Source organism: Glaciecola sp. HA4-3 (genome assembly GCF_055693685.1).
In genome coordinates this window covers 189,391-208,433 of record NZ_CM146340.1, presented here as the reverse complement: position 1 = coordinate 208,433, position 19,043 = coordinate 189,391, and the positions used below count along the sequence as shown (strand labels likewise).

At 39.5% G+C, this 19,043-nt stretch carries 17 protein-coding genes and 3 pseudogenes; 12 read left to right on the top strand and 8 right to left on the bottom strand.

Features of this window, described 5'->3' with window-relative positions:
* Nucleotides 1-299 precede the first annotated feature (299 nt).
* Nucleotides 300-1,005 (top strand): annotated as a pseudogene (gene arcA / locus ACZ1G6_RS00930) (two-component system response regulator ArcA).
* 95 nt (nt 1,006-1,100) lie between these two features.
* Here the strand turns inward: arcA and pmbA are convergent.
* Nucleotides 1,101-2,432, bottom strand: coding sequence for a metalloprotease PmbA (gene pmbA / locus ACZ1G6_RS00925; RefSeq protein WP_472617661.1), 1,332 nt, complete (start codon nt 2,430-2,432; stop codon nt 1,101-1,103).
* Nucleotides 2,433-2,512: 80 nt separating this feature from the next.
* Here pmbA and yjgA point away from each other — a divergent pair, with 80 nt between their 5' ends.
* Nucleotides 2,513-3,049, top strand: a complete 537-nt coding sequence (yjgA, locus tag ACZ1G6_RS00920) for a ribosome biogenesis factor YjgA (protein ID WP_472617660.1) — start codon at nt 2,513-2,515, stop codon at nt 3,047-3,049.
* Nucleotides 3,050-3,053: 4 nt separating this feature from the next.
* Here yjgA and ACZ1G6_RS00915 read toward each other — a convergent pair whose 3' ends face one another.
* A complete protein-coding gene (locus tag ACZ1G6_RS00915) occupies nt 3,054-4,100 on the bottom strand; it encodes a Gfo/Idh/MocA family protein (RefSeq protein ID WP_472617659.1) in 1,047 nt (348 codons plus the stop codon).
* A 128-nt stretch (nt 4,101-4,228) separates the two neighbouring features.
* Between ACZ1G6_RS00915 and ACZ1G6_RS00910 the strand changes: the two genes are divergently transcribed.
* Both ACZ1G6_RS00910 and ACZ1G6_RS00905 read left to right on the top strand, forming a co-directional pair.
* Entirely contained in the window at nt 4,229-5,140 is a 912-nt protein-coding gene (locus ACZ1G6_RS00910; protein ID WP_472617658.1) for a GGDEF domain-containing response regulator, read from the top strand.
* Entirely contained in the window at nt 5,025-5,945 is a 921-nt protein-coding gene (locus tag ACZ1G6_RS00905) for a putative bifunctional diguanylate cyclase/phosphodiesterase (protein WP_472617657.1), read from the top strand. Before ACZ1G6_RS00910 ends, ACZ1G6_RS00905 begins: the two co-directional genes overlap by 116 nt.
* Before the next feature lie 9 nt (nt 5,946-5,954).
* Here ACZ1G6_RS00905 and ACZ1G6_RS00900 read toward each other — a convergent pair whose 3' ends face one another.
* Nucleotides 5,955-6,104, bottom strand: a complete 150-nt coding sequence (locus ACZ1G6_RS00900) for a hypothetical protein (protein ID WP_472617656.1) — start codon at nt 6,102-6,104, stop codon at nt 5,955-5,957.
* 272 nt (nt 6,105-6,376) lie between these two features.
* Between ACZ1G6_RS00900 and ACZ1G6_RS00895 the strand changes: the two genes are divergently transcribed.
* Nucleotides 6,377-7,141: a cache domain-containing protein gene (locus ACZ1G6_RS00895; RefSeq protein WP_472617655.1), complete on the top strand. Its 765-nt coding sequence runs from the start codon at nt 6,377-6,379 to the stop codon at nt 7,139-7,141.
* A 7-nt stretch (nt 7,142-7,148) separates the two neighbouring features.
* On the opposite strand, the gene ACZ1G6_RS00890 is transcribed toward ACZ1G6_RS00895, so the two are convergent.
* Nucleotides 7,149-7,631: a MarR family winged helix-turn-helix transcriptional regulator gene (locus tag ACZ1G6_RS00890; protein ID WP_472617654.1), complete on the bottom strand. Its 483-nt coding sequence runs from the start codon at nt 7,629-7,631 to the stop codon at nt 7,149-7,151.
* A gap of 170 nt (nt 7,632-7,801) precedes the next feature.
* On the opposite strand from ACZ1G6_RS00890, the pseudogene hppD reads away from it, so the two are divergent.
* The 5 genes and pseudogenes from hppD to yiaA all read left to right on the top strand — a co-directional run bounded on the left by hppD (nt 7,802) and on the right by yiaA (nt 12,347).
* A pseudogene (gene hppD, locus ACZ1G6_RS00885) lies at nt 7,802-8,886 on the top strand (4-hydroxyphenylpyruvate dioxygenase).
* 33 nt (nt 8,887-8,919) lie between these two features.
* Nucleotides 8,920-9,459: a VOC family protein gene (locus ACZ1G6_RS00880; protein WP_472617653.1), complete on the top strand. Its 540-nt coding sequence runs from the start codon at nt 8,920-8,922 to the stop codon at nt 9,457-9,459.
* 40 nt (nt 9,460-9,499) lie between these two features.
* Nucleotides 9,500-10,523: pseudogene (locus ACZ1G6_RS00875) on the top strand (fumarylacetoacetate hydrolase family protein).
* Between the two features lie 147 nt (nt 10,524-10,670).
* Complete coding sequence (locus ACZ1G6_RS00870; RefSeq protein WP_472617652.1) at nt 10,671-11,708, top strand: alpha/beta hydrolase; 1,038 nt, start codon at nt 10,671-10,673, stop codon at nt 11,706-11,708.
* Between the two features lie 147 nt (nt 11,709-11,855).
* Nucleotides 11,856-12,347 carry an inner membrane protein YiaA gene (gene yiaA, locus ACZ1G6_RS00865; protein WP_472617651.1) on the top strand — a complete coding sequence of 164 codons (492 nt, stop codon included), beginning with the start codon at nt 11,856-11,858 and terminating at the stop codon, nt 12,345-12,347.
* Nucleotides 12,348-12,475: 128 nt separating this feature from the next.
* Here yiaA and ACZ1G6_RS00860 read toward each other — a convergent pair whose 3' ends face one another.
* Genes ACZ1G6_RS00860 through ACZ1G6_RS00850 form a run of 3 tightly spaced genes read right to left on the bottom strand, consistent with a single transcriptional unit; the run spans nt 12,476 to nt 16,245 of the window.
* Complete coding sequence (locus tag ACZ1G6_RS00860; RefSeq protein ID WP_472617650.1) at nt 12,476-13,816, bottom strand: DUF2252 family protein; 1,341 nt, start codon at nt 13,814-13,816, stop codon at nt 12,476-12,478.
* Entirely contained in the window at nt 13,813-14,982 is a 1,170-nt protein-coding gene (locus ACZ1G6_RS00855; protein ID WP_472617649.1) for a DNA alkylation repair protein, read from the bottom strand. Before ACZ1G6_RS00855 ends, ACZ1G6_RS00860 begins: the two co-directional genes overlap by 4 nt.
* Nucleotides 14,983-15,018: 36 nt before the next feature.
* Nucleotides 15,019-16,245, bottom strand: coding sequence for a threonine/serine exporter family protein (locus ACZ1G6_RS00850; RefSeq protein WP_472617648.1), 1,227 nt, complete (start codon nt 16,243-16,245; stop codon nt 15,019-15,021).
* 208 nt (nt 16,246-16,453) lie between these two features.
* Here ACZ1G6_RS00850 and ACZ1G6_RS00845 point away from each other — a divergent pair, with 208 nt between their 5' ends.
* Complete coding sequence (locus ACZ1G6_RS00845; RefSeq protein WP_472617647.1) at nt 16,454-17,662, top strand: GGDEF domain-containing protein; 1,209 nt, start codon at nt 16,454-16,456, stop codon at nt 17,660-17,662.
* Between the two features lie 89 nt (nt 17,663-17,751).
* Here the strand turns inward: ACZ1G6_RS00845 and ACZ1G6_RS00840 are convergent, their stop codons facing one another.
* Complete coding sequence (locus ACZ1G6_RS00840; RefSeq protein WP_472617646.1) at nt 17,752-18,483, bottom strand: helix-turn-helix domain-containing protein; 732 nt, start codon at nt 18,481-18,483, stop codon at nt 17,752-17,754.
* Between the two features lie 124 nt (nt 18,484-18,607).
* Between ACZ1G6_RS00840 and ACZ1G6_RS00835 the strand changes: the two genes are divergently transcribed.
* Nucleotides 18,608-19,030, top strand: coding sequence for a hypothetical protein (locus tag ACZ1G6_RS00835; RefSeq protein WP_472617645.1), 423 nt, complete (start codon nt 18,608-18,610; stop codon nt 19,028-19,030).
* The last annotated feature ends 13 nt before the right edge of the window (nt 19,031-19,043 follow it).

Here is a 19,043-nt window from a genome sequence, read left to right as displayed (position 1 = left end):
CCTTTGTCCCTTTCACCTTATTTCACTTGTGATAAAAACGTTAAATCGTGATAAATATGTTAGATTCCACATCTCAAACTATATATAAAATCAAAAACACTGATAAATATACACTTTTGGTCGTGTTCACATAAAATTTACTTTCAAACTGCGCGTTTTTTTGAAATACTCTATTGTGGTAGCGGGTTTGCTTTTATCAATTATGGTCACCTAATAAAAACGTCTTACGTGACCATTCACTCAAACTCTGCAATACCTATTATGCAAGCCCTTATTAGCTTATGAAAGTGTAGAGACCTATGCAAACGCCCAATATATTAATCGTCGAAGACGAAATAGTTACCAGAACCACGCTTAAGAGCTTATTTGAAGCCGAAGGCTATAATGTGTTTGAAGCCGAAAATGGCGAAGAAATGCATACCTTTTTTGCAAACCATAATATTAATCTTGTGATCATGGATATAAATTTGCCTTGGCAAAAACGGGTTGATTCTTGCCCGTGAAGTCAGAGATCGCAAAAACGTTGGTCTTATATTTTTAACTGGCCGAGATAACGACGTTGACCGTATCCTTGGTTTAGAAATTGGTGCAGATGATTATCTTACCAAACCCTTTAATCCACGTGAGTTAACCATCCGTGCGCGCAATCTTTTATCTCGCACAAGCAATTCAGCTGAAGATGACGATTTACCAAGCAAAGTAACCTTCAATGGTTGGACGCTTGATGGCGATAGTCGCAGCCTCATCTCACCAGAAGGTAAAGAGTTTAGATTGCCTCGTAGCGAGTTTAGAGCCTTGCATTTGTTTCTAAGTAACCCTAGCAAAATACTGACTCGCGAACAGCTAATAATGGAAATGACCGGACGCGAATTACGACCTAACGACCGTACAGTTGACGTTACCATCAGGCGTATCCGTAAACACTTCGAATCAGAACCTAACGAAGAAGAGTTAATTGTCACCATTCATGGGGAAGGCTATCGCTTTTGTGGCGCAGTCGATTAACAATAAACCCTCAAAAAGAAGAGAGCCTAGGCTCTCTTTTTTTATATTAAAATTTAGTTGTTACATAGAAATAATAATCTTGGCGTAAATAGTCCTTAGCTACCAGCGACTTGCATGCTGTCGATTAACACAGAACCTGTTTGCAATGCCCCTTTAACTTCTCGCTCTTGACCAATGGCGATAATATTTGAGAACATCTCTTTTAAGTTACCCGCAATCGTGATTTCGTGAACTGGGTATTGAATCACCCCATTCTCAACCCAAAAACCTGCAGCACCTCGTGAATAATCGCCATTTACAATATTGACACCTTGTCCCATTAATTCGGTGACCAATAGTCCGGTGCCCATTTCTTTTAACAATGCCTCTTCTGAATGCCCAGTATGACTTACAATACAATTGTGAATACCGCCAGCATGCCCATTTGAACGCAAACCTAACTTTCGACCTGAATAGCTTGTTAACAAGTAGTGGCACAAAGCCCCATCTTGAATAATATCCATATCACTGGTGCGTACGCCTTCATTGTCAAAAGATGAGCTAGCTAAACCTTGCTTAATCAATGGACGCTCTTGCAAATTGAACCAATCTGGAAATAGCTGTTCTCCCAAACTATCCAGTAAAAAACTGGATTTACGATATAAGCTACCACCACTGATTGCTCCAATTAAGTGGCCAAATAAACTAGATGCGATATCGCGGTGAAAAATAACCGGGGTTTTAAGCGTGCCAAGCTTTTGGGCACCTAATCTTGAAAGTGTCTGTTTTGCAGCTTCAATGCCAATCGTTTGAGGGCTATCAAGCTGCGAAGCGATTCGTGATACTGAATACGCATAGTCACGTTGCATGTCCTCTTCTTTTTGGGCAATTAATACACAACTCAAACTGTAACGACTGCTTGGATAGCCTGCGTTTATGCCATGCGTATTGCCATAGACACGCACACCCAAATTAGCATTATAAGACGCGCCATCTGAATTGCTTAGTAAGTCAGAATATTCAAGACCCGCACTTTCACATTCAAGCGCTTGCTCTAGCCCATATTGTGCGTCTAGTTTCTCAGGGTGATATAAGTCTAAATCGGGAAAGTCGGTAGCAATCAGATCAGCATCAGCAACACCTGAACACTCGTCTTCACTTGTGTACTTAGCTATTTCAATCGCCTTTGTCACTGTTAACGCCAAAGCATCCTTAGATAAATCTGAGGTAGATGCACTGCCCTTCTTTTTTCCGACGTAAACGACAATGCCAAGGCCCCCATCATTTGTAAATTCAATATTTTCGACTTCCTTTAGCCGTGTACTAACCGCTAAACCTTGGACTTTAGACATGCTTGCTTCTGCAGCAGTGGCGCCTTTAGATTTTGCAAAGTTAAGAGTATCGTCAACAATATTTTGAATTTCGCTTAAGTGCTGGTCTACTTGCATATAATAAGTTTCACTATGATTATGATGATGATGGGATTACAATTAGCCTAGTTTAACACTAATTAAATGAAAAACTGCAGATGAGTAGAAACAAGGCTGAAAAAGCGCCTGAAATGAATAACGAAGACGAACATTACGTCAGTAAAACTCAGCTAAAACAAGAAGCAGAGCGGCTAAAAAAAATTGGCCTAGCCTTGGTTGACCTTAGCAAAGGTGAGCGAGATAAAATTCCCTTAGATGAAGAGCTATTAACAATCATTGAATTGTGTACCAAAATTAATCGTAAAAAAGACGGCTTTAGACGTCAACTCCAACTGATTGGCAAAAAACTTAGAGTAAGGGACGTAGAACCTATCGAGACTGCGCTCAATCAGCTTAAAACATCAGACACAATGGCTAATCGTCATTTTCATAACCTAGAGCGTTTGCGCGATCTGATTATTGAAAAAACAAACGATGGCGTAAATGAAGTAGTCGGACTATATCCGCAGCTTGAAAGGCAAAAACTTAGGCAACTGCTAAGAGCGATACAAAAACAAGAAAGTGAGAATAAACCGCCTGCCGCTGCTAGAGAGTTATTTCAATACTTGAAACAAGAAATTCCACAAACAAAATAGTAAGCTAGTTCAGGGTGTCGGTAATTTCACCAGGGTATACTAAGCCCCACTGTCCACGTAGTTGATCCATGATATCTAACACTCGCAAGCTAGCTTCTGGCGGCATGATTTGGCTAAATTCGATATTGTGGCCACCACTGGCATAATGCCTATCCAGTAGCTCACAAAAATGATTGATTTCTGGTGTGAAGTTACCACCGTCTATTTCACCAAATTGGCACAATCGCATTTCTTGGTCCTTCAGTTTAAGTTGATACTCCTTAGCACCTAAAAAGTGTTCTACATATATGCTGCCTTTATCTCCCATTATATTTGCAAAAATGGGGCCACACATATCAATACTGGAAGACAATTGGGCGATTACTTTATCTTTATATATCAGCGTATAAAAAGAGCTTTCATCGACACCTGTTTTTGTCATTGCGGCGTGCCCATGAACTGATTCAGGCACATCATCCATGATAATATCAGCAAGCGTTATAGGATAAATTCCAAGATCTAAAAGAGCACCACCGGCCAACTGTTTATTGCGCAAACGATGGGTATCATCAAAATCACGAGCTAAACTAAAATTTGCTTGAATTGCTCTTACATTACCAATAACACCCTGTTTGATTTGTGCCGATATATCCAATATAGCTGGTAAAAACCTTGTCCAAACAGCTTCCATAAGTAATAAGCGGTTTTGTTTAGCCAGCGCAAATGCTTGGCGAGCCTGATCGGCATTTAAGGTAAGTGGCTTTTCACATAGCACATGCTTGCCACTTCTTAAGCTCATCATGATATGGTCAAAATGAAAGTTATGAGTGGTCGCAATGTACACTGCGTGAATGTTGCGTTGGTTTAGCATGGATTGATAATTATCAAAATTCGCATTAATCGCATATTTCAGCGCGAAATCTTTGGACCTTTTGTCATTGCTTGCTGCACATGCAATGACTTGTGCATTCTCCAGCGGCGAAATAGATCGCATGAATTCATGAGCAATATGCCCACAGCCAATGATGCCCCAATTAAGCATGATGTATTCTTTTTGTGTTATTTCTTGCATGATTGCATCAAAAAAGTAGCTAAACAAGCTTAAGTAACAAAAATTTAATACTTTGATCTAATTGCTTTATCGCTATATCCGGCATATTGTTATCGGTGAGTCGACTTTGTTGTCAAAAGAGCCAAGTAATGGAAGTAATGTCTGGTGAGACCCTCTCTAATACCAAGTATACAATACTTGTGGTTGATGACATCCCTACAAATGTCGGCATTATGAGTCAAGCCGTTGCCTCGCTTGGCACGGTACTGATTGCAACCGATGGCAAAACGGCCATTTCAATAGCTCAAACCCAAGAACCTGATTTAATATTGCTAGATATCGCCATGCCGGGCATCAGCGGTTTAGAAGTATGCCAATATTTAAAATCACGCGCTAATCACTTGAAAAGCGAAGTTATTATTGTCAGCGCCTTAAACGAGCCGGAACTTCAGTTAAATGCCTTTAACTATGGCGCTTTGGATTTTATCTCAAAGCCTATCGACCCTGCTGTATTAGCAAAGCGTGTTGAGCATCATCTAAGTATAATCGCGCGAACCCGTCGCTTACTGCAAAATACAAAAAATACTGACTTTGACCATTTGACGGGGCTACCTAATCGAAATCTGATTATCGATAGAGTAAAACGTGAGATTGTTCAGGCAAATGAAGTCGATGCAAAACAAAGTGCGTTAATCATCGTTAACATTGACAATTTTCGGGAAGTGAATCGCTCCTATGGTTATGATGCAGGCGATAAACTATTATTTAATATATCCAAAACCTTAAGTACGCTTATCGGACAACAAGACACGCTTGCACGATATTCGGGTGATGAATTTGCAATATTATTAACCAATATCGATTCTCACTCTCACATTACGCATATTTGTCGGGGCATTCAAAAATGCCTAACACAAATAATGCCTCATGAAACGGCAAAGGATCATGTTCAAAGTAGCATGGGTATTGCCATATTCCCCTACGACGGACAAGACGTCGAGACCTTATTTAGACGAGCGGATACTGCTTTACATCAAGCTAAAAGCCTGCGGGAAAAATAGTTTTCGATTTTTCTCAAGCGCAATCGAAGAACAAATAAACACTCGCTATAAAGATATTAGCGAATTAAAACAGGCGATTATCGATAATGAAATAAAGGTTTTCTATCAACCACAAGTGTGCGGGACAACAAAAGCTATCTATGGTTGTGAAGCCCTTGTTCGTTGGGTAAAACAAGACGGTACCGTTATCTATCCTGATCAGTTTATCCCATTAGCTGAGGAAACTGGGCTTATCGGAATTTTAGGTAAAAATGTGCTTGAAGAAGCTTGCAAACAAGCAAAGAAGTGGCACCAAATTAATCCCGAACTCACCATGGCTGTGAATATTTCTGGTCTTCGCTTTGTCGCAGACTTAGTTGCTGAAGTCAAAAATGTCTTGGTTGAAACGCAAATACGGCCAGATTTGCTTGAATTGGAAATCACAGAAACCGTACTGATTAATAAGCGCGACGCCAAAACGACGTTTAATGCCCTCAGAGGACTTGGGGTTAAGCTGTGCCTAGATGACTTTGGTACAGGTTATTCAAGCTTATCATATATTAAAGACTTTCCATTAGATGTGCTTAAAATTGACCAAAGCTTCGTCAAACAAATGCTTGATGAAAATATCAATAAAGCTATCATCGAAACCATTATTAGTTTGGCCTCAAAACTTAATTTATCGCTAATAGCAGAAGGCGTTGAGACTAAAGCACACAGTCAAGCCTTGCTCGAAATGAATTGCGAATTGTTTCAAGGGTTCTTATACAGCCATGCCGTCAACCCGCAAAAATTTACTGACCTACTAGAGCAAGGTATACACTAACTTCACGTGCTATTTTACTGCTCGGCGCGCAGGTTTGCGTGCAATATCCAAGCATCTTTGGTCGCCATAATAGTCATCCCCATAATTACAAATACGCGTTTTATCTGAGTCTTTCATCACAACCCAATGTTTGATGTGTAGCAAGCTAAGTAATTTCATGTCTTTGTTCACCTTTATCTTAAATAAGTGTTATCCAGAGCACAAACATACTATGAAGGCTTAATCGTTAAAAATGGATTTTTGCGATTGTTTTAATCTAAATAAACGATTGGGGAGAGTAATTAAGATTTTTGCAATGAATTAACATCTAAAAATGTTTAAGATGCGTTTAACTTTTACTATTTATTTTTGCAGTGAATAAGATGATCACCTCTTTGGAAATATCACGTCCCATCGTTAAGCGATTTTTGTTAAGTGCAGTAGCATGTTTTATGCTTTTACAATATGCACTTGCCTATGAGCCCGGCAATAAACCGCCAATTGAACATCAATTATTAAGCGCACAAGCCGAAAATTTAGCGCTGAGCATAAACAACCGCGTATCGAATATGAAGCTTATTGCTAAATCAATTGCTAATGATAGCTTTATCCAAGAGTGGGCAACAACTGGCTTTGCGCAATCAAAAGAGCAATTGTTATTAGAAAAACTGAATTTTCTTGTTCAAGAATATGACTTGACCAGCGCATCATATGCACATAAACCGAGTAATCAATATTGGAATCACGAAGGTTTCTTACGTGTATTAGAGCCTGAAATTGACACTTGGTATTTTGCTTATTTAGCAAGTGAACAACAAGACCTGATCAGCGTATATCATGACAAAAATAAAAAACGCGTCGATATTTACGTCAATTACCAACAAACTGACGGAGCTGGTTTATCAGGTATTGCAACATCATTTGACTCAGTGCTTTCACAAATAAATGATTCAGACCTTGCTAAATCCGATTTAGGAAAAAGTGTTTCGTTATATATTGTCGATAGCGATGGGAAAGTTCAGGTGCATGCTGACCCCAAAACTGCGGGAAACACCAACTTACAAGATTTATTTCCCAAAATAACCTTCAATAGCTTGATTGATTCAAACCATAACACCAAACTAATTGAGATAGAATCTGAACCAGCCCTAGCGTATCTTGTATCAGCTTATATCGAAAGTATGGGTTGGTTTTTAATAGCACATATACAAAAGTAAAACATAACTACAAGCGAAGTGTATCTGCATGGCCTTGCAATTTACTGATTAGCTCAGCCAAGTTTGCTTGCTCCTGCTCATCTAAGCAACTTAATATTTTACGCTCATATTCGTATGACAAAGGCACAATCTCGCTATACACAGCATAGCCGGTGCTTGATAACTGGATCTGTGAACGACGTTTATCTTCTTTTGAAAGCTCTCGCTCAATGAGTTTACGATTAAGCAGTTTACTAATCGCTCGGCTGATTAAGGATTTCTCAATTTGCGTTTTTGCGGATACTTCATCGGCAGATGCGCCGGGGTACTCGCCTAATACAGCCATTATCCTCCACTCAGTGATAGATAACGCAAATTTGTCTTTATAAGCTTGTGCTACTAAAGAGCTTATTTTATTTGATAACACTGACAAACGGTAAGGCACAAACTTTTCAAGTTGCAGCAAGGCATATTGATCATGCTTATCGACATTATTGTTTGACTCATCCACTACGTTCTACCTTTTCATTGCCAATTTTCAAATACATATGCATTAGTTTAACTTGACATTAGTTGTTTTAACAACTAATTTAGTTGCACTTACAACTAATGCTGACCCAAATACTCGTTCAGCGTGTATTAATTGTCACAATTGCATATGCATTTATAGAGGATATAGATATGGCTGATTTGTTTGAAAACCCAATGGGGCTAGATGGATTTGAATTTGTTGAGTTCACTGCACCACAAAAAGGTATTTTAGAAACCGTATTCACTGCGATGGGCTTCACTCATGTCGCTAATCACAAATCTAAAGAAGTGGCGCTTTGGCGGCAGGGTGATATCAATTTCATTACCAATTACACCCCAAATAGTCCTGCATTTTACTATGCTCAAGAACATGGTCCTTCTGCATGCGGTATGGCCTTTAGAGTTAAAAATAGCAAGCACGCATACAAACTAGCATTAGAAAATGGCGCACAGCCAATGGATATGCAAACTGGCGCTATGGAATTGAAATTGCCTGCCATTAAAGGCATCGGCGGTGCAGCCTTATATCTTATTGATCGTTATAAAGAAGGCGAGACCATCTATGACATCGATTTTGAATGGATAGAGGGCGTTGATAAGCATCCTGAGGGATGCGGCTTCCACACCCTAGATCATCTTACGCACAATGTATATCGTGGCAGAATGGATTATTGGGCGAACTTTTACGAAAGTTTATTTAATTTCCGTGAAATTAGATATTTTGATATTAAAGGTGAATATACTGGCCTACTATCAAAAGCAATGACTGCGCCTGATGGGAAAATACGCATCCCACTTAACGAAGAAGCCGGTGGTGGCGGCGGCGGTCAAATAGAAGAATTTTTGATGCAGTATAATGGTGAAGGTATCCAACATATTGCGTTTGCATGTGATGATTTACCAGCTTGCTGGGATAAACTAAAAGCACTTGGCATGGAGTTTATGACTGCTCCACCAGCTACCTATTATGAAATGTTAGAAGAGAGGCTTCAGGACATGGAGAACCTGTCGAAGAGTTTCAGTCTCGCGGTATTTTGCTTGACGGCACCACTGAAGGCGGTACACCTAGACTACTTTTACAAATTTTCTCTGCGCCACAACTTGGTCCTGTATTTTTTGAGTTTATACAGCGTAAAGAAGATGAAGGTTTTGGTGAGGGTAACTTCAAAGCCTTATTTGAGTCCATCGAAAGAGATCAAGTCTCTAGAGGTGTGATTTCTGGCCAAGATGCTTAAGCGTCTTGATGTTGTTGCAATAGGAGATTAGCCATGAAACTGTCACGCATACATCACGTCGCATATCGCTGTATTGATGCCAAAGAAACCGTTGAGTTTTACCAGTCTATGCTCAACATGGACTTCCAGTTAGCGATTGCTGAAGACAAAGTGCCCTCGACTCAAGCACCTGATCCATATATGCATGTATTTTTAGATGCAGGGAATCAAAACGTGCTTGCGTTTTTTGAGTTACCTAACTCTCCAGAAATGGGGCATGATGGTAATACGCCACAATGGGTGCAACATATTGCATTTGAAGTCGCTAGCATGGATGACCTTCTAGCTGCAAAAGATAAATTACAAGCTAACAATATTGATGTCTTAGGACCTACCGATCATGGTATTTTTCAATCAATATACTTCTTTGATCCCAATGGACACCGCATCGAATTAGCGGTTAACACTGGCACTGATGCAATGGTGGCTGAGCTGAAAAGAGTCGCGCCACAGATGCTAGAAGAATGGTCACAAACTAAGAAAGCGCCCAAGCATGCAGCTTGGTTGCACACCGGGGAAAACGTTCCTCAATAAGTGCAAATTACTTAACAACGCGAAGTAAAAAGGTATTTTTATGAAATTAGCTAGCCTACGTAATGGTCGTGATGGTCAACTCGTTATCGTTAATACAGCATTGACGCATATGGTTGATGCAAGTGATATTGCAGCGACGATGCAAGATGCACTTGATAATTGGAGCGCAATAAAGCCGCAATTACAAACACGTTTCGAACAACTTGAAAACAATACATTAAATGAAGGTTTATCTGCGTTAGATTTTGACCAACAACAATGCCATTCTCCTTTACCACGTGCATATCAGTGGGCTGATGGTAGCGCATATGTAAATCATGTTGAATTAGTTCGCAAAGCACGAAATGCTGAAGTTCCTGCTAGCTTTTGGACGGATCCTTTAATGTATCAAGGCGGTTCTGATGCGTTCTTAGCACCCAAAGACGATATTGTAATGCCGCAAGACGAGGGTTTTGGTATCGACTTTGAAGCAGAAGTCGCGGTTATCACCGATGACGTGCCAATGGGTGTTAGCGCTCAAGATGCCTTAAACCATATTCAGTTGATTATGATCGTCAATGACGTATCTTTACGAGGCCTGATTCCTGGAGAGCTTGCCAAAGGCTTTGGTTTTTTTCAATCCAAGCCATCTAGTGCGTTTAGTCCAGTGTGTGTCACGCCAGAGGCACTTGGCGAACATTATAAGCAAGGCAAATTGCACTTACCGTTGGTATCACATCTAAACGGTAACAAATTTGGAGAACCTCAGGCTGGTGTAGACATGACCTTTGATTTTGGTCAGTTAGTAGCTCATGCTGCTAAAACACGCCCCTTATGTGCCGGTACCATTATTGGGTCAGGCACTGTATCAAATAAACTAGACGATGGTCCTTAGCAAACCCGTAGGGCAAGGTGGTGTTGGATATAGCTGTATTGCGGAAATCAGAATGATTGAAACGATCCAAAATGGCTCTCCAACTACGCCTTTTATGAAGTTTGGTGATCATATTGCAATCGAAATGTTTGATGATAAAGGCGAATCGATATTTGGGCAAATTTCCCAAACGGTCAAAAAATCAGTGTAATTCGCTTAGAATTAATAAAAAGCCACTTACTAGTTTAAGTGGCTTTTTTATTTGGCTATGATAAAAATGTAGTTACTTTTGACGTCATGCTAAAAAGTAGTCAGTGCGATGTTTACTCAATCATCTTATCAGTGTAAGGATACAAGCATGCTATTTATTACCTCTCGAATACCAGAGCAAGGCGCAGCTGCTACTTTTAGTAAAACTCGCAAAGTCTCATTTAATCCCAAAAATACAGATGTTTCCTCAAGAATCTATTTTTGCGAACGCACAGGTAAAGAGACTTATCAAGAGATTGGCTCCAAAGCTTTTTTCACAAAACTTCAAGCGCTTTCTCCTGATTGTCAAAACCCTAGCCATGAACCCCAAATATTATTTTATTTGCATGGATTCAATAACCTCCCCGAGTCCGATATTTTTCCGAGTGCTCAAGCCCTTGATACACGACTAAATCAAACGCAATACGGGGATATCTGTCAAGTTGTGCCCATTATCTGGCCATGTGATGATGACAGCGTATTGCACTTTGCAGATGACTACTGGGATGATGTAAAAGCAAGTACTGCTACCGGATTAGTATTATCTCGTTTATTAGAGAAATTTGATAGCTGGCGAAAGGGGACCGGTGAATACGCACAAAAAAACAACACAAAGAGTAGGCTTGCTAACAATATTTGTTATAAACGAATCAGCATTATTGCACATAGTATGGGCAATAATGTGCTTCAGTATGCGATTAACACTTATGCAGGAACTAGGGGCAAACAGGTTGAACGTTTGTTTCACAATATTTTTATGCTTGCTGCAGATGTCGAAAACCACACATTAGAGGCAAATCAAATCGGTGAATGTGTTCCCTATATGACAAGAAATCTTATTGTATATTATGCAAATGATGATTTAGCTATGCCAGCTTCAAAAATCGCTAACCTGCGTCATAAAAGTGTTTCAAGAAGACTCGGAATGACTGGACCTGAAGACTTAAGTAAAACCCCGCGTAATGTCATTGAAGTTGACTGTGACAATTTTAATAACAGCCTAGATAAACCCAAAGGACATAGTTACTTTATTGGCACAGCAGATGTGATAAGTCCGTGTATTGAACACATGGCAAAAGCAATAAAAACTGGTCGCCCCACACATACTAACCGTCACTTTGTATTACCTCGCCCAGATGGATTGTAGGTCGATTGGTATTTGATTAATAAACCAATAGACTACTTATCGTATACATATGATAATTTGGTTTACAATTTTGATACCAGATTCTAAAGTAAAGTCATACTATTAAGCATCACCGATGCCAAAAAAACAGGTTAACAGGAAGAAAATATGAATACCATAACATCGCAAAAACAAGGTCCAACCAAAGCATTTAGACTAGCGGCTATAGCAGCGCTTATTGTGGGTGGTTTATCTTACGCCATAGGCTTATATAATGCCCAGATGGCCTTAAATGAAAAAGGCTATTACCTTGCAGTGATCTTGTTTGGTTTGTTTTCAGCGGTATCAGTTCAAAAGTCAGTTCGAGATAAAGCAGAAGGCATCAAAACATCTGGTATTTACCATACGATCTCAATTGTAGCCGTTACCAGTGCAATAGTACTGTTGTGCGTAGGTTTGTATAACGCAGAATTATTACTAAGTGAAAAAGGCTTTTTTGGCATGGCGTTTACATTGAGTTTATTCGCAGCAATCACCGTTCAAAAAAACGTGCGCGACGTGCAAGCCATCGAAGAAGCAAACAATCCACAAGATAATAGCGTATTGCAGCAAACAAGAGACACCAAAGCGCACGAAAAATCAGAGCAAGATAAGACCTAGGTTCATCTGACATCCAGCAAAAGGCCTCTGTTAAAACAGGGGCGCTAGTTTGCGAAAAGAAGTTTTGAAAAAGAAAGTGTTGGGAAAAGAAGACTGTAAAAATACCTTATGAACAATAAGTGACAAAGCTACACTTTTTGCTCTTGACATAACCAATGCCAATCTTTAATCACCTGTTTAGCGTATCGCCGTGCAACATCAAATATTGACGTGTCATGTCCTGATATTGCCAACTCTAGTGCGCTCAACATAGCCGTTTCGAAGTTCAAAGACCGTTTATCTCCCCTTGCATGAGCGCGAGCAAGTTCTTGCCCACATGCACTTGCATAAAAAGATAATCCCTCTTGATGAGCAGCAATATTACCTAAGCCAATATGTTGAGGATCAATACCGACTTTTGCGTGATGCCTAGAGCGCACCAACCAGTGAGCATCATCAAAATACGCTTCGTCTAGACAGTGATCTTGCTGTTTTTGCATTCGTCTTTGGCATTTAACGGTCAAATGGGCTGGATTAAGCTTGTTCTGGTGATGCATGTTGGCGAAATAGTGCAAAGGAGCAGCAGTACGCTGCTGTTTTATCTCGACCACATGACAAAGAGGTATTTGTGATACATCTTTTATATTTTTAGGGCCTATCAACACATAAAGCCTTTCCATATTGACCGAACCAGTTCCAGAATTTACCCGCGCAACAATATCTAGGATATCTTCAAAAAAATACGCTTGTAAGTGTTCAATAATTTGCGCCTTTTTGTTATCGATGCGGACAAATTTGTCAGGTCTATTTGCAAAACGCAGTGGAAAGTGACTTAAGTCAACAGCTTTAGCAAGTGCGCTTTTATGCAAAAAATGCTCGCCACCAATGGCAACTGATTTTGCTTTTGCATAGCGTTTTTTAAGCACAGAGGGCGTAATAAAATCATCAAACCCTTTTTGTAAAAAATTTTCATCAAGGGGCTTTTTTGTCAATCCATCATTAAGCACTTCCATATATGATTGGGTAAATGTCGACATTGCCCTTGTGAGCTGTTTATCACTTACAAGTGCCTTACCTTGATAATCTTTATCTGATTGATAGGTTTGATTTTTTATGCCCGCACAATGATCAACACACAAAATTAAGCTAACAAGATAACGCAATATATCCCAATATGCTTTGCCTATGCAGGCATCATCAAAATCGTTTATTGAAAAAACAATATTATCGCCATGAGATCCTTCTTCAGTAAAAAAACCAAAGTTTGATACATGGCAATCTCCCATGATGGTTGTTAGCGGCACCTTATCAAAAGCAGGGAGTGTTGGAAGATGATTTACCGCTAAATCGGCGTAAAAAAGCTGTGAACTGCCTCTAAAGAATACAAACGGGCTAATACTCATTTTTTTATGCTTAGCGATACCTTGTGCGGCGTATGCGCCGTCTATCAAACATAGTTGTTGATTTATAAAGTCTGCTCTTGATGTCATGCTTCACCTAATTCAAAATCCGTTTGGGCCATGGCTTGACCATTAATTAACAACTCTACCCTATGTAAACCAAGATGGTAGCGACGAGTCGTCACGACTTTAAAGCTGTGACGTTTTGATAAATTTATGGTTTTATCTGCGTCAATATCTCGCTTGGTCCACTTAAATACTTTGGGGCTAAGGCTTCCATTTGCTTTTTGATAATAAATCACATAATCAATCAAAAGTGCTTGGGAACCTATGTGGTTGGTTTTCAAGCTAACATCAATTGTAAGCGACTCACCTACTCGCACAAGGTGATTGTTAATACTAAGTTCAACCATGAGTTGTTTGCTTGGCGCAAAACCAAGCAGTTTAAGCACTTTAGGGTGCCCATCTTTTATTAAAGTCCTACAGGCATGTTTAAGTAGCTTAGTCATATTGATATCGTGCTCACTCCACCATCGGGTAGCAATATCTGCTATGTAGTCTGGATGATCTTTAGCCAAATCATTTAGGTGATTAGCAACCGAGCGCCTTACATATTCTGAGCGATCATTTTTTAGTTTTTCTAAAAGCGGCAAGGTAAATGAGGGCTCTTCGGCAAACTTTTTCAGTTGCATCCCCCATGGAAGGTAAGGTCTTGTGCCTTCACTAACTAGTCTTCTAACATGCGGACTTTGCGCATTAGTCCATTCGTCTAATTGGTTTAGGGTTAATTGAGGATGAGTCAGTAAAAATGGGCGTATGGCAAACTCAGCAGAAAACCGCTGTGTTAGCTCAAATAATAATGCCATACCCATAGTATGAGATTGATGTAATTCATTTTCTTGTGCACTGGCCAAAAAAACCTTAGCAATATAATCACCAACCGGCATTAGCACCCAACCTGCTAAACCAGATTGTGTCGATTCAAACATGATGGTTTCGTTGTCCTGCACCGAATCTTGTATGGGAGCAAGTGAAGCTCTGATAATCCTATCTACTTGGTGCAGATCTTGTGGCATAAATTTAACAAGATGCGCAACGATTAAATTAGAACGAGCTTTAAGCTCTAATTGTTCTAAACTCGCTAACACTTCATCATCAAAGCTAACTTTATCAAATTCAATATAATGCATCTGGATTGTGGTAGATAAGTGCTTCACAAGTGAAGAATTTAGTTTAAGCTTAAATGCCTCTGGCATACACAATCCTTTGTTTATATGGTTATAGTTACATAGTTATAGCGCTTTTCGCGTGGGCATAACCACGTTAGCAAATATTAAGCCGGCTACCAAGGACATGAAAATAACAAAGGTTTCTTGCCCAATGTGTTCTGCTTGAACAAAATCTTGCCCAGAAACAAAAGAATTCAAGCCTATATACGTTTTTGAACCGGGTACCAACACAATTAATCCTTGCATAAGAACAATGGTTGCTGGGGCTTTAGCAATTCGGGTAAATAAATTGGCAAATATACCAACTAAAAATGCGCCTACAAAAGTACCAAGACCGAACTCAAGATACTTTGACGCCCAATAAGTAGCAAAATAACCAACAAAACCGCAAGATATTGCCCATGGTGCATGTTTTAAGCGCAGATTAAAAATAGGGACAAGTGCTGAACACAAAACTAATACCGCAACAAATAACGACCACTCGGGTAACTTAATAAGTGGATTGTGCTCTACCTCGCTAAATATAGCAAAACCTAGTGATATCCCTAAAAACGCGCCAAAATATAGCTTAAACAGCTGCATTACCGCATCCATGACCCGCGCAGTACCGCTTACGACATTGCGCGACGACAGTTCTGCTAATCCAATCGCAAGCGCCAATCCTGGGATAAAAATAATAATAGAAGACAGGGTAACAAGCCGTATATTTATCCCAGGTTCTAAATAGTGTGCAATTGCACAAGCCGTCAACCCTGCAGCCAGAGCAACTGCTGGCTCTAACATGTAACGGACACGTTTTGAGCGCTCAGACCAAAACACAAACAAATACATTATGATGCCAATCATCCCAGATGCAATCGCATCTAGCAATGAAGCTCCCATTAGCACAGCAAAGGCACCAGTAGAAAAACTATAGGCCACCATCATGCCTAAAGGATGCAGAAACTTAACCTGTGCCTCAATTTCGCTTAAACGAGCGTCTGCTTCAATTAAGGTTGTCTCACCGGCAATTAAGGAACTAACAAGTTCATCTGTTCTAGCCAATGAACCTAAATCTAAATCATAAGGCTCAACACGAGCGGCATGATTATATTCATCCTCTCGTTTGTCAGACCAAATCACGAAAGTTAAAGATGTAGGGGTAGAAATAAAACTCGCATTAACGTCTAAATACGTGGCCACTTCATTTAAATGAGCTTCAAGCCTGAACGCAGGCGTTCCATACTTGTGGAGCATTTTGCCAAGTTTGACAATAAATTTACGCGTACGAATAAACTCAACAGTATCCAATGACGTAACCTCATAGTGTTTCCGATAGTGTAAAGAAGCTATCGACTTTTCATGAACAATTAATAGCGTGATGTAACAGTATACAGACACTTTTATTGCTTACCAAAGCCGCTGCGCACTATTTATAGGTATCAGGCAGAAAATAAAATAGATGTTGAATAAATAAGCAATATAACTCTATACTTTAGAGCGAATAACAGAGTAGTGCATGAAACGATTACTAAAAATAAAAAACCCAACACAAACGAATGATTACCTTTTGTTTGAAGGTCTAAGACATCAAGTTATTCACGTCTTTGGCTTGATGCTAATCGCTTTGGTTATGATTATGCTCTATGCACAACCTATTGTATCGTCAATCAGTTTAATTTGGCTTGCAGTTCTTGGTTTAAGTGCATTAAGCCAATTAATGATATCTGTATGGCTCAAAAATAACCCAATACTTTCACATGATTCAAAAGAAACGCTAGCCAAATACTCTCATCTACTTGTATTTATTCAAGGGGTGCTTTTTGCGATTGCCCTAGCCATACTGATGGTCGACGCCAATACTTATTCATTATCTAATATTGCGCTTATTGCCGCGCTATTAGGTGCTTTTCATGCATTAGTTTTTGCTCGTCAGGCAAATGCCTTTGCTTACTTTGCCTTGCCAGTTTTTGGCACCACTATTGCTACACTTGTCGTCCACATTACCCTAAGTAGTGTCATCACTGCACTTGTTCTATTTGCGTTTATGGCACTGTGTAAATTCTATATTCAAAAAAACGCAGCTATCGTTAATCAAGCTCGCATAAAAATTAATGAATTAGAAAAAAAGATGCTTACGCTATCTGAGCGAAACGCTGAACTTGCCAACAGAGCAATGGACGATATTGATTTAGGTATATTTAATCGTCGCTTCTTTGATTATGCTATTTTAAATGAAGTGCATCGTTCAAAGCGCGCAGGCAACAACCTATCGCTTGTGTTCGCTGATATTGATAATCTAGCGCAATACAATGAACATAATTCGTTTGAAGCAGGCAATATAGTATTAAAGGAAGTTGCGCAACTTATCGCCTCATTAATTCATCGTGGAGGCGAATATCTGGCACGATTTAGTGGCGATACCTTTGCCATTATTTTACCCAATGTAGATGCACAGCAAGCAATGAAATTTGTTACAAAATTACAAAACCACATTAACGAAGAATCAATCGCCCACCCCACTACACAAGTTAGCAAGGTAGATCACATCACATTAAGTTTTGGCGTTTCACAGTTTGTGAATGGCAAGCCAATCGACATACCTGAATTGTGCAGACAAGCTGACTTGGCGCTCAAACAGGCCAAGGAATCGGGTGGAAATCAGATTTGCATATCAAAACTACATGTCACACAAGATACGCTAAGTGTAGAAAGCCCGAATAACTAATTGCTGACAGTAATCAGTGTACAAAGTCTTTTTTATACAAAGCATTTTATTAAACACTTGAAAATTGGTCTTACCTATTGCAAATGGTCTTACCTTTTCATGTTTTCAAATAAAGATGGTTCCCAAGGCCTCATGGCTAAAAGCATTCCCATTTGTTGACGTTTGTCTAGAGGTAGCGCTTGGTCTTCTAAATTTAGCTGCGCTGCTTCTTTTGTTAACTGATTGAGTTTACGTTGGATAATTTCAATAGAACTCTGAGAATAGCGCCCTCTTAAATAAAAACGAAACGTCCATGGCTCGTTTTGTTTTGGTGCCATAAATTTCACCATTACTTCTTGTTGCATAAATTGCTCAAGTTTACCACCGGGTATCCATCTAAAATCCTGCGCTATTAATGAGCGATATAGATTATTAGGCAGCAGCTCTATGATTTTGAGCTTATCGAGTTTCGCCATCAACATCACACATTCATGCTGATCAATATCATAATAGTCAATAATCTCTTCAAATCGCCATCCATCACGAACGCAAACAGCAATCAACAAAAGTTTAGGGTTATTGAGCAATTCAGCTTCTTGCTCTTGAGTTAACTGGCTGATTTTTTCAACCTGATCTTGTGTAAGACTAAATAAATCAGCTAGTGATATCTCTAGCACATCACAAATTTGCTCCAAACGCTCCAGTGAAAAACTATTATTGGCAAAAATACGCTTAATGTTTGCTTCACTCATTGATAAGGCTTGAGCCACATTTTTATAAGTGAGTTGATGTTGTTTAAGCAATTGCTTTAAGGTTTTGCTGACAAGAGAAATTTGACTCATAGGCTATATGGTATCGATAAAATATACTAAAGGTTGCATTTATTAATACATATTTTTAATCGGTTTACAAATAAGCTACCTGAATTAAGGTGTAAGGGTGTTTACAACAAAGAGGAAAAACACAATGAACATCAAAACTGTCTTAGTAAGTACCATGTTATCTGTTTTCGCATTACCTGTTCTAGCGGAAGGTGGTTCTGCTCATCATACGAGTCAAGCAAGTAAACATAGTGCTTTAGCATCTCAAGCTGGGTTGCAAACAAGTACAAAAGTTATCAGTGGTGTCGTCGCCGTCCCATTAATAGTTTCAGGTGGAGTAAGCATTGCTGCAGGCAGTGTAGTAATGGAAGCAGGCGACTCAATTGCGACCAATGCCTCAGGTTCAACAGCCCATCATAATGCTGAGTTGGTTATTACTGACATTACCATCACAGCAGACCCCGCACCAAATCAAATACCAACTAAACAAGAGGTGAATAGCACAATAGAGCGCTCGTATACTCAAACCAAAACAGTAACAACTACTACTGTAGAAAAGCAGCAGTAAAAATATACTTAAA

Bases quoted from the DNA above. Each gene is read 5' to 3' on its own strand.
- ACZ1G6_RS00840 (WP_472617646.1), bottom strand. From the start codon at position 18,483: ATGAGTCAAATTTCTCTTGTCAGCAAAACCTTAAAGCAATTGCTTAAA.
- yjgA (WP_472617660.1), top strand. From the start codon at position 2,513: ATGAGTAGAAACAAGGCTGAAAAAGCGCCTGAAATGAATAACGAAGAC.
- ACZ1G6_RS00905 (WP_472617657.1), top strand. From the start codon at position 5,025: ATGTTCAAAGTAGCATGGGTATTGCCATATTCCCCTACGACGGACAAG.
- ACZ1G6_RS00900 (WP_472617656.1), bottom strand. From the start codon at position 6,104: ATGAAATTACTTAGCTTGCTACACATCAAACATTGGGTTGTGATGAAA.
- ACZ1G6_RS00915 (WP_472617659.1), bottom strand. From the start codon at position 4,100: ATGCAAGAAATAACACAAAAAGAATACATCATGCTTAATTGGGGCATC.
- ACZ1G6_RS00880 (WP_472617653.1), top strand. From the start codon at position 8,920: ATGAAACTGTCACGCATACATCACGTCGCATATCGCTGTATTGATGCC.
- ACZ1G6_RS00855 (WP_472617649.1), bottom strand. From the start codon at position 14,982: ATGCCAGAGGCATTTAAGCTTAAACTAAATTCTTCACTTGTGAAGCAC.
- ACZ1G6_RS00870 (WP_472617652.1), top strand. From the start codon at position 10,671: ATGCTATTTATTACCTCTCGAATACCAGAGCAAGGCGCAGCTGCTACT.
- ACZ1G6_RS00860 (WP_472617650.1), bottom strand. From the start codon at position 13,816: ATGACATCAAGAGCAGACTTTATAAATCAACAACTATGTTTGATAGAC.
- ACZ1G6_RS00845 (WP_472617647.1), top strand. From the start codon at position 16,454: ATGAAACGATTACTAAAAATAAAAAACCCAACACAAACGAATGATTAC.
- yiaA (WP_472617651.1), top strand. From the start codon at position 11,856: ATGAATACCATAACATCGCAAAAACAAGGTCCAACCAAAGCATTTAGA.
- pmbA (WP_472617661.1), bottom strand. From the start codon at position 2,432: ATGCAAGTAGACCAGCACTTAAGCGAAATTCAAAATATTGTTGACGAT.
- ACZ1G6_RS00895 (WP_472617655.1), top strand. From the start codon at position 6,377: ATGCTTTTACAATATGCACTTGCCTATGAGCCCGGCAATAAACCGCCA.
- ACZ1G6_RS00910 (WP_472617658.1), top strand. From the start codon at position 4,229: ATGGAAGTAATGTCTGGTGAGACCCTCTCTAATACCAAGTATACAATA.
- ACZ1G6_RS00835 (WP_472617645.1), top strand. From the start codon at position 18,608: ATGAACATCAAAACTGTCTTAGTAAGTACCATGTTATCTGTTTTCGCA.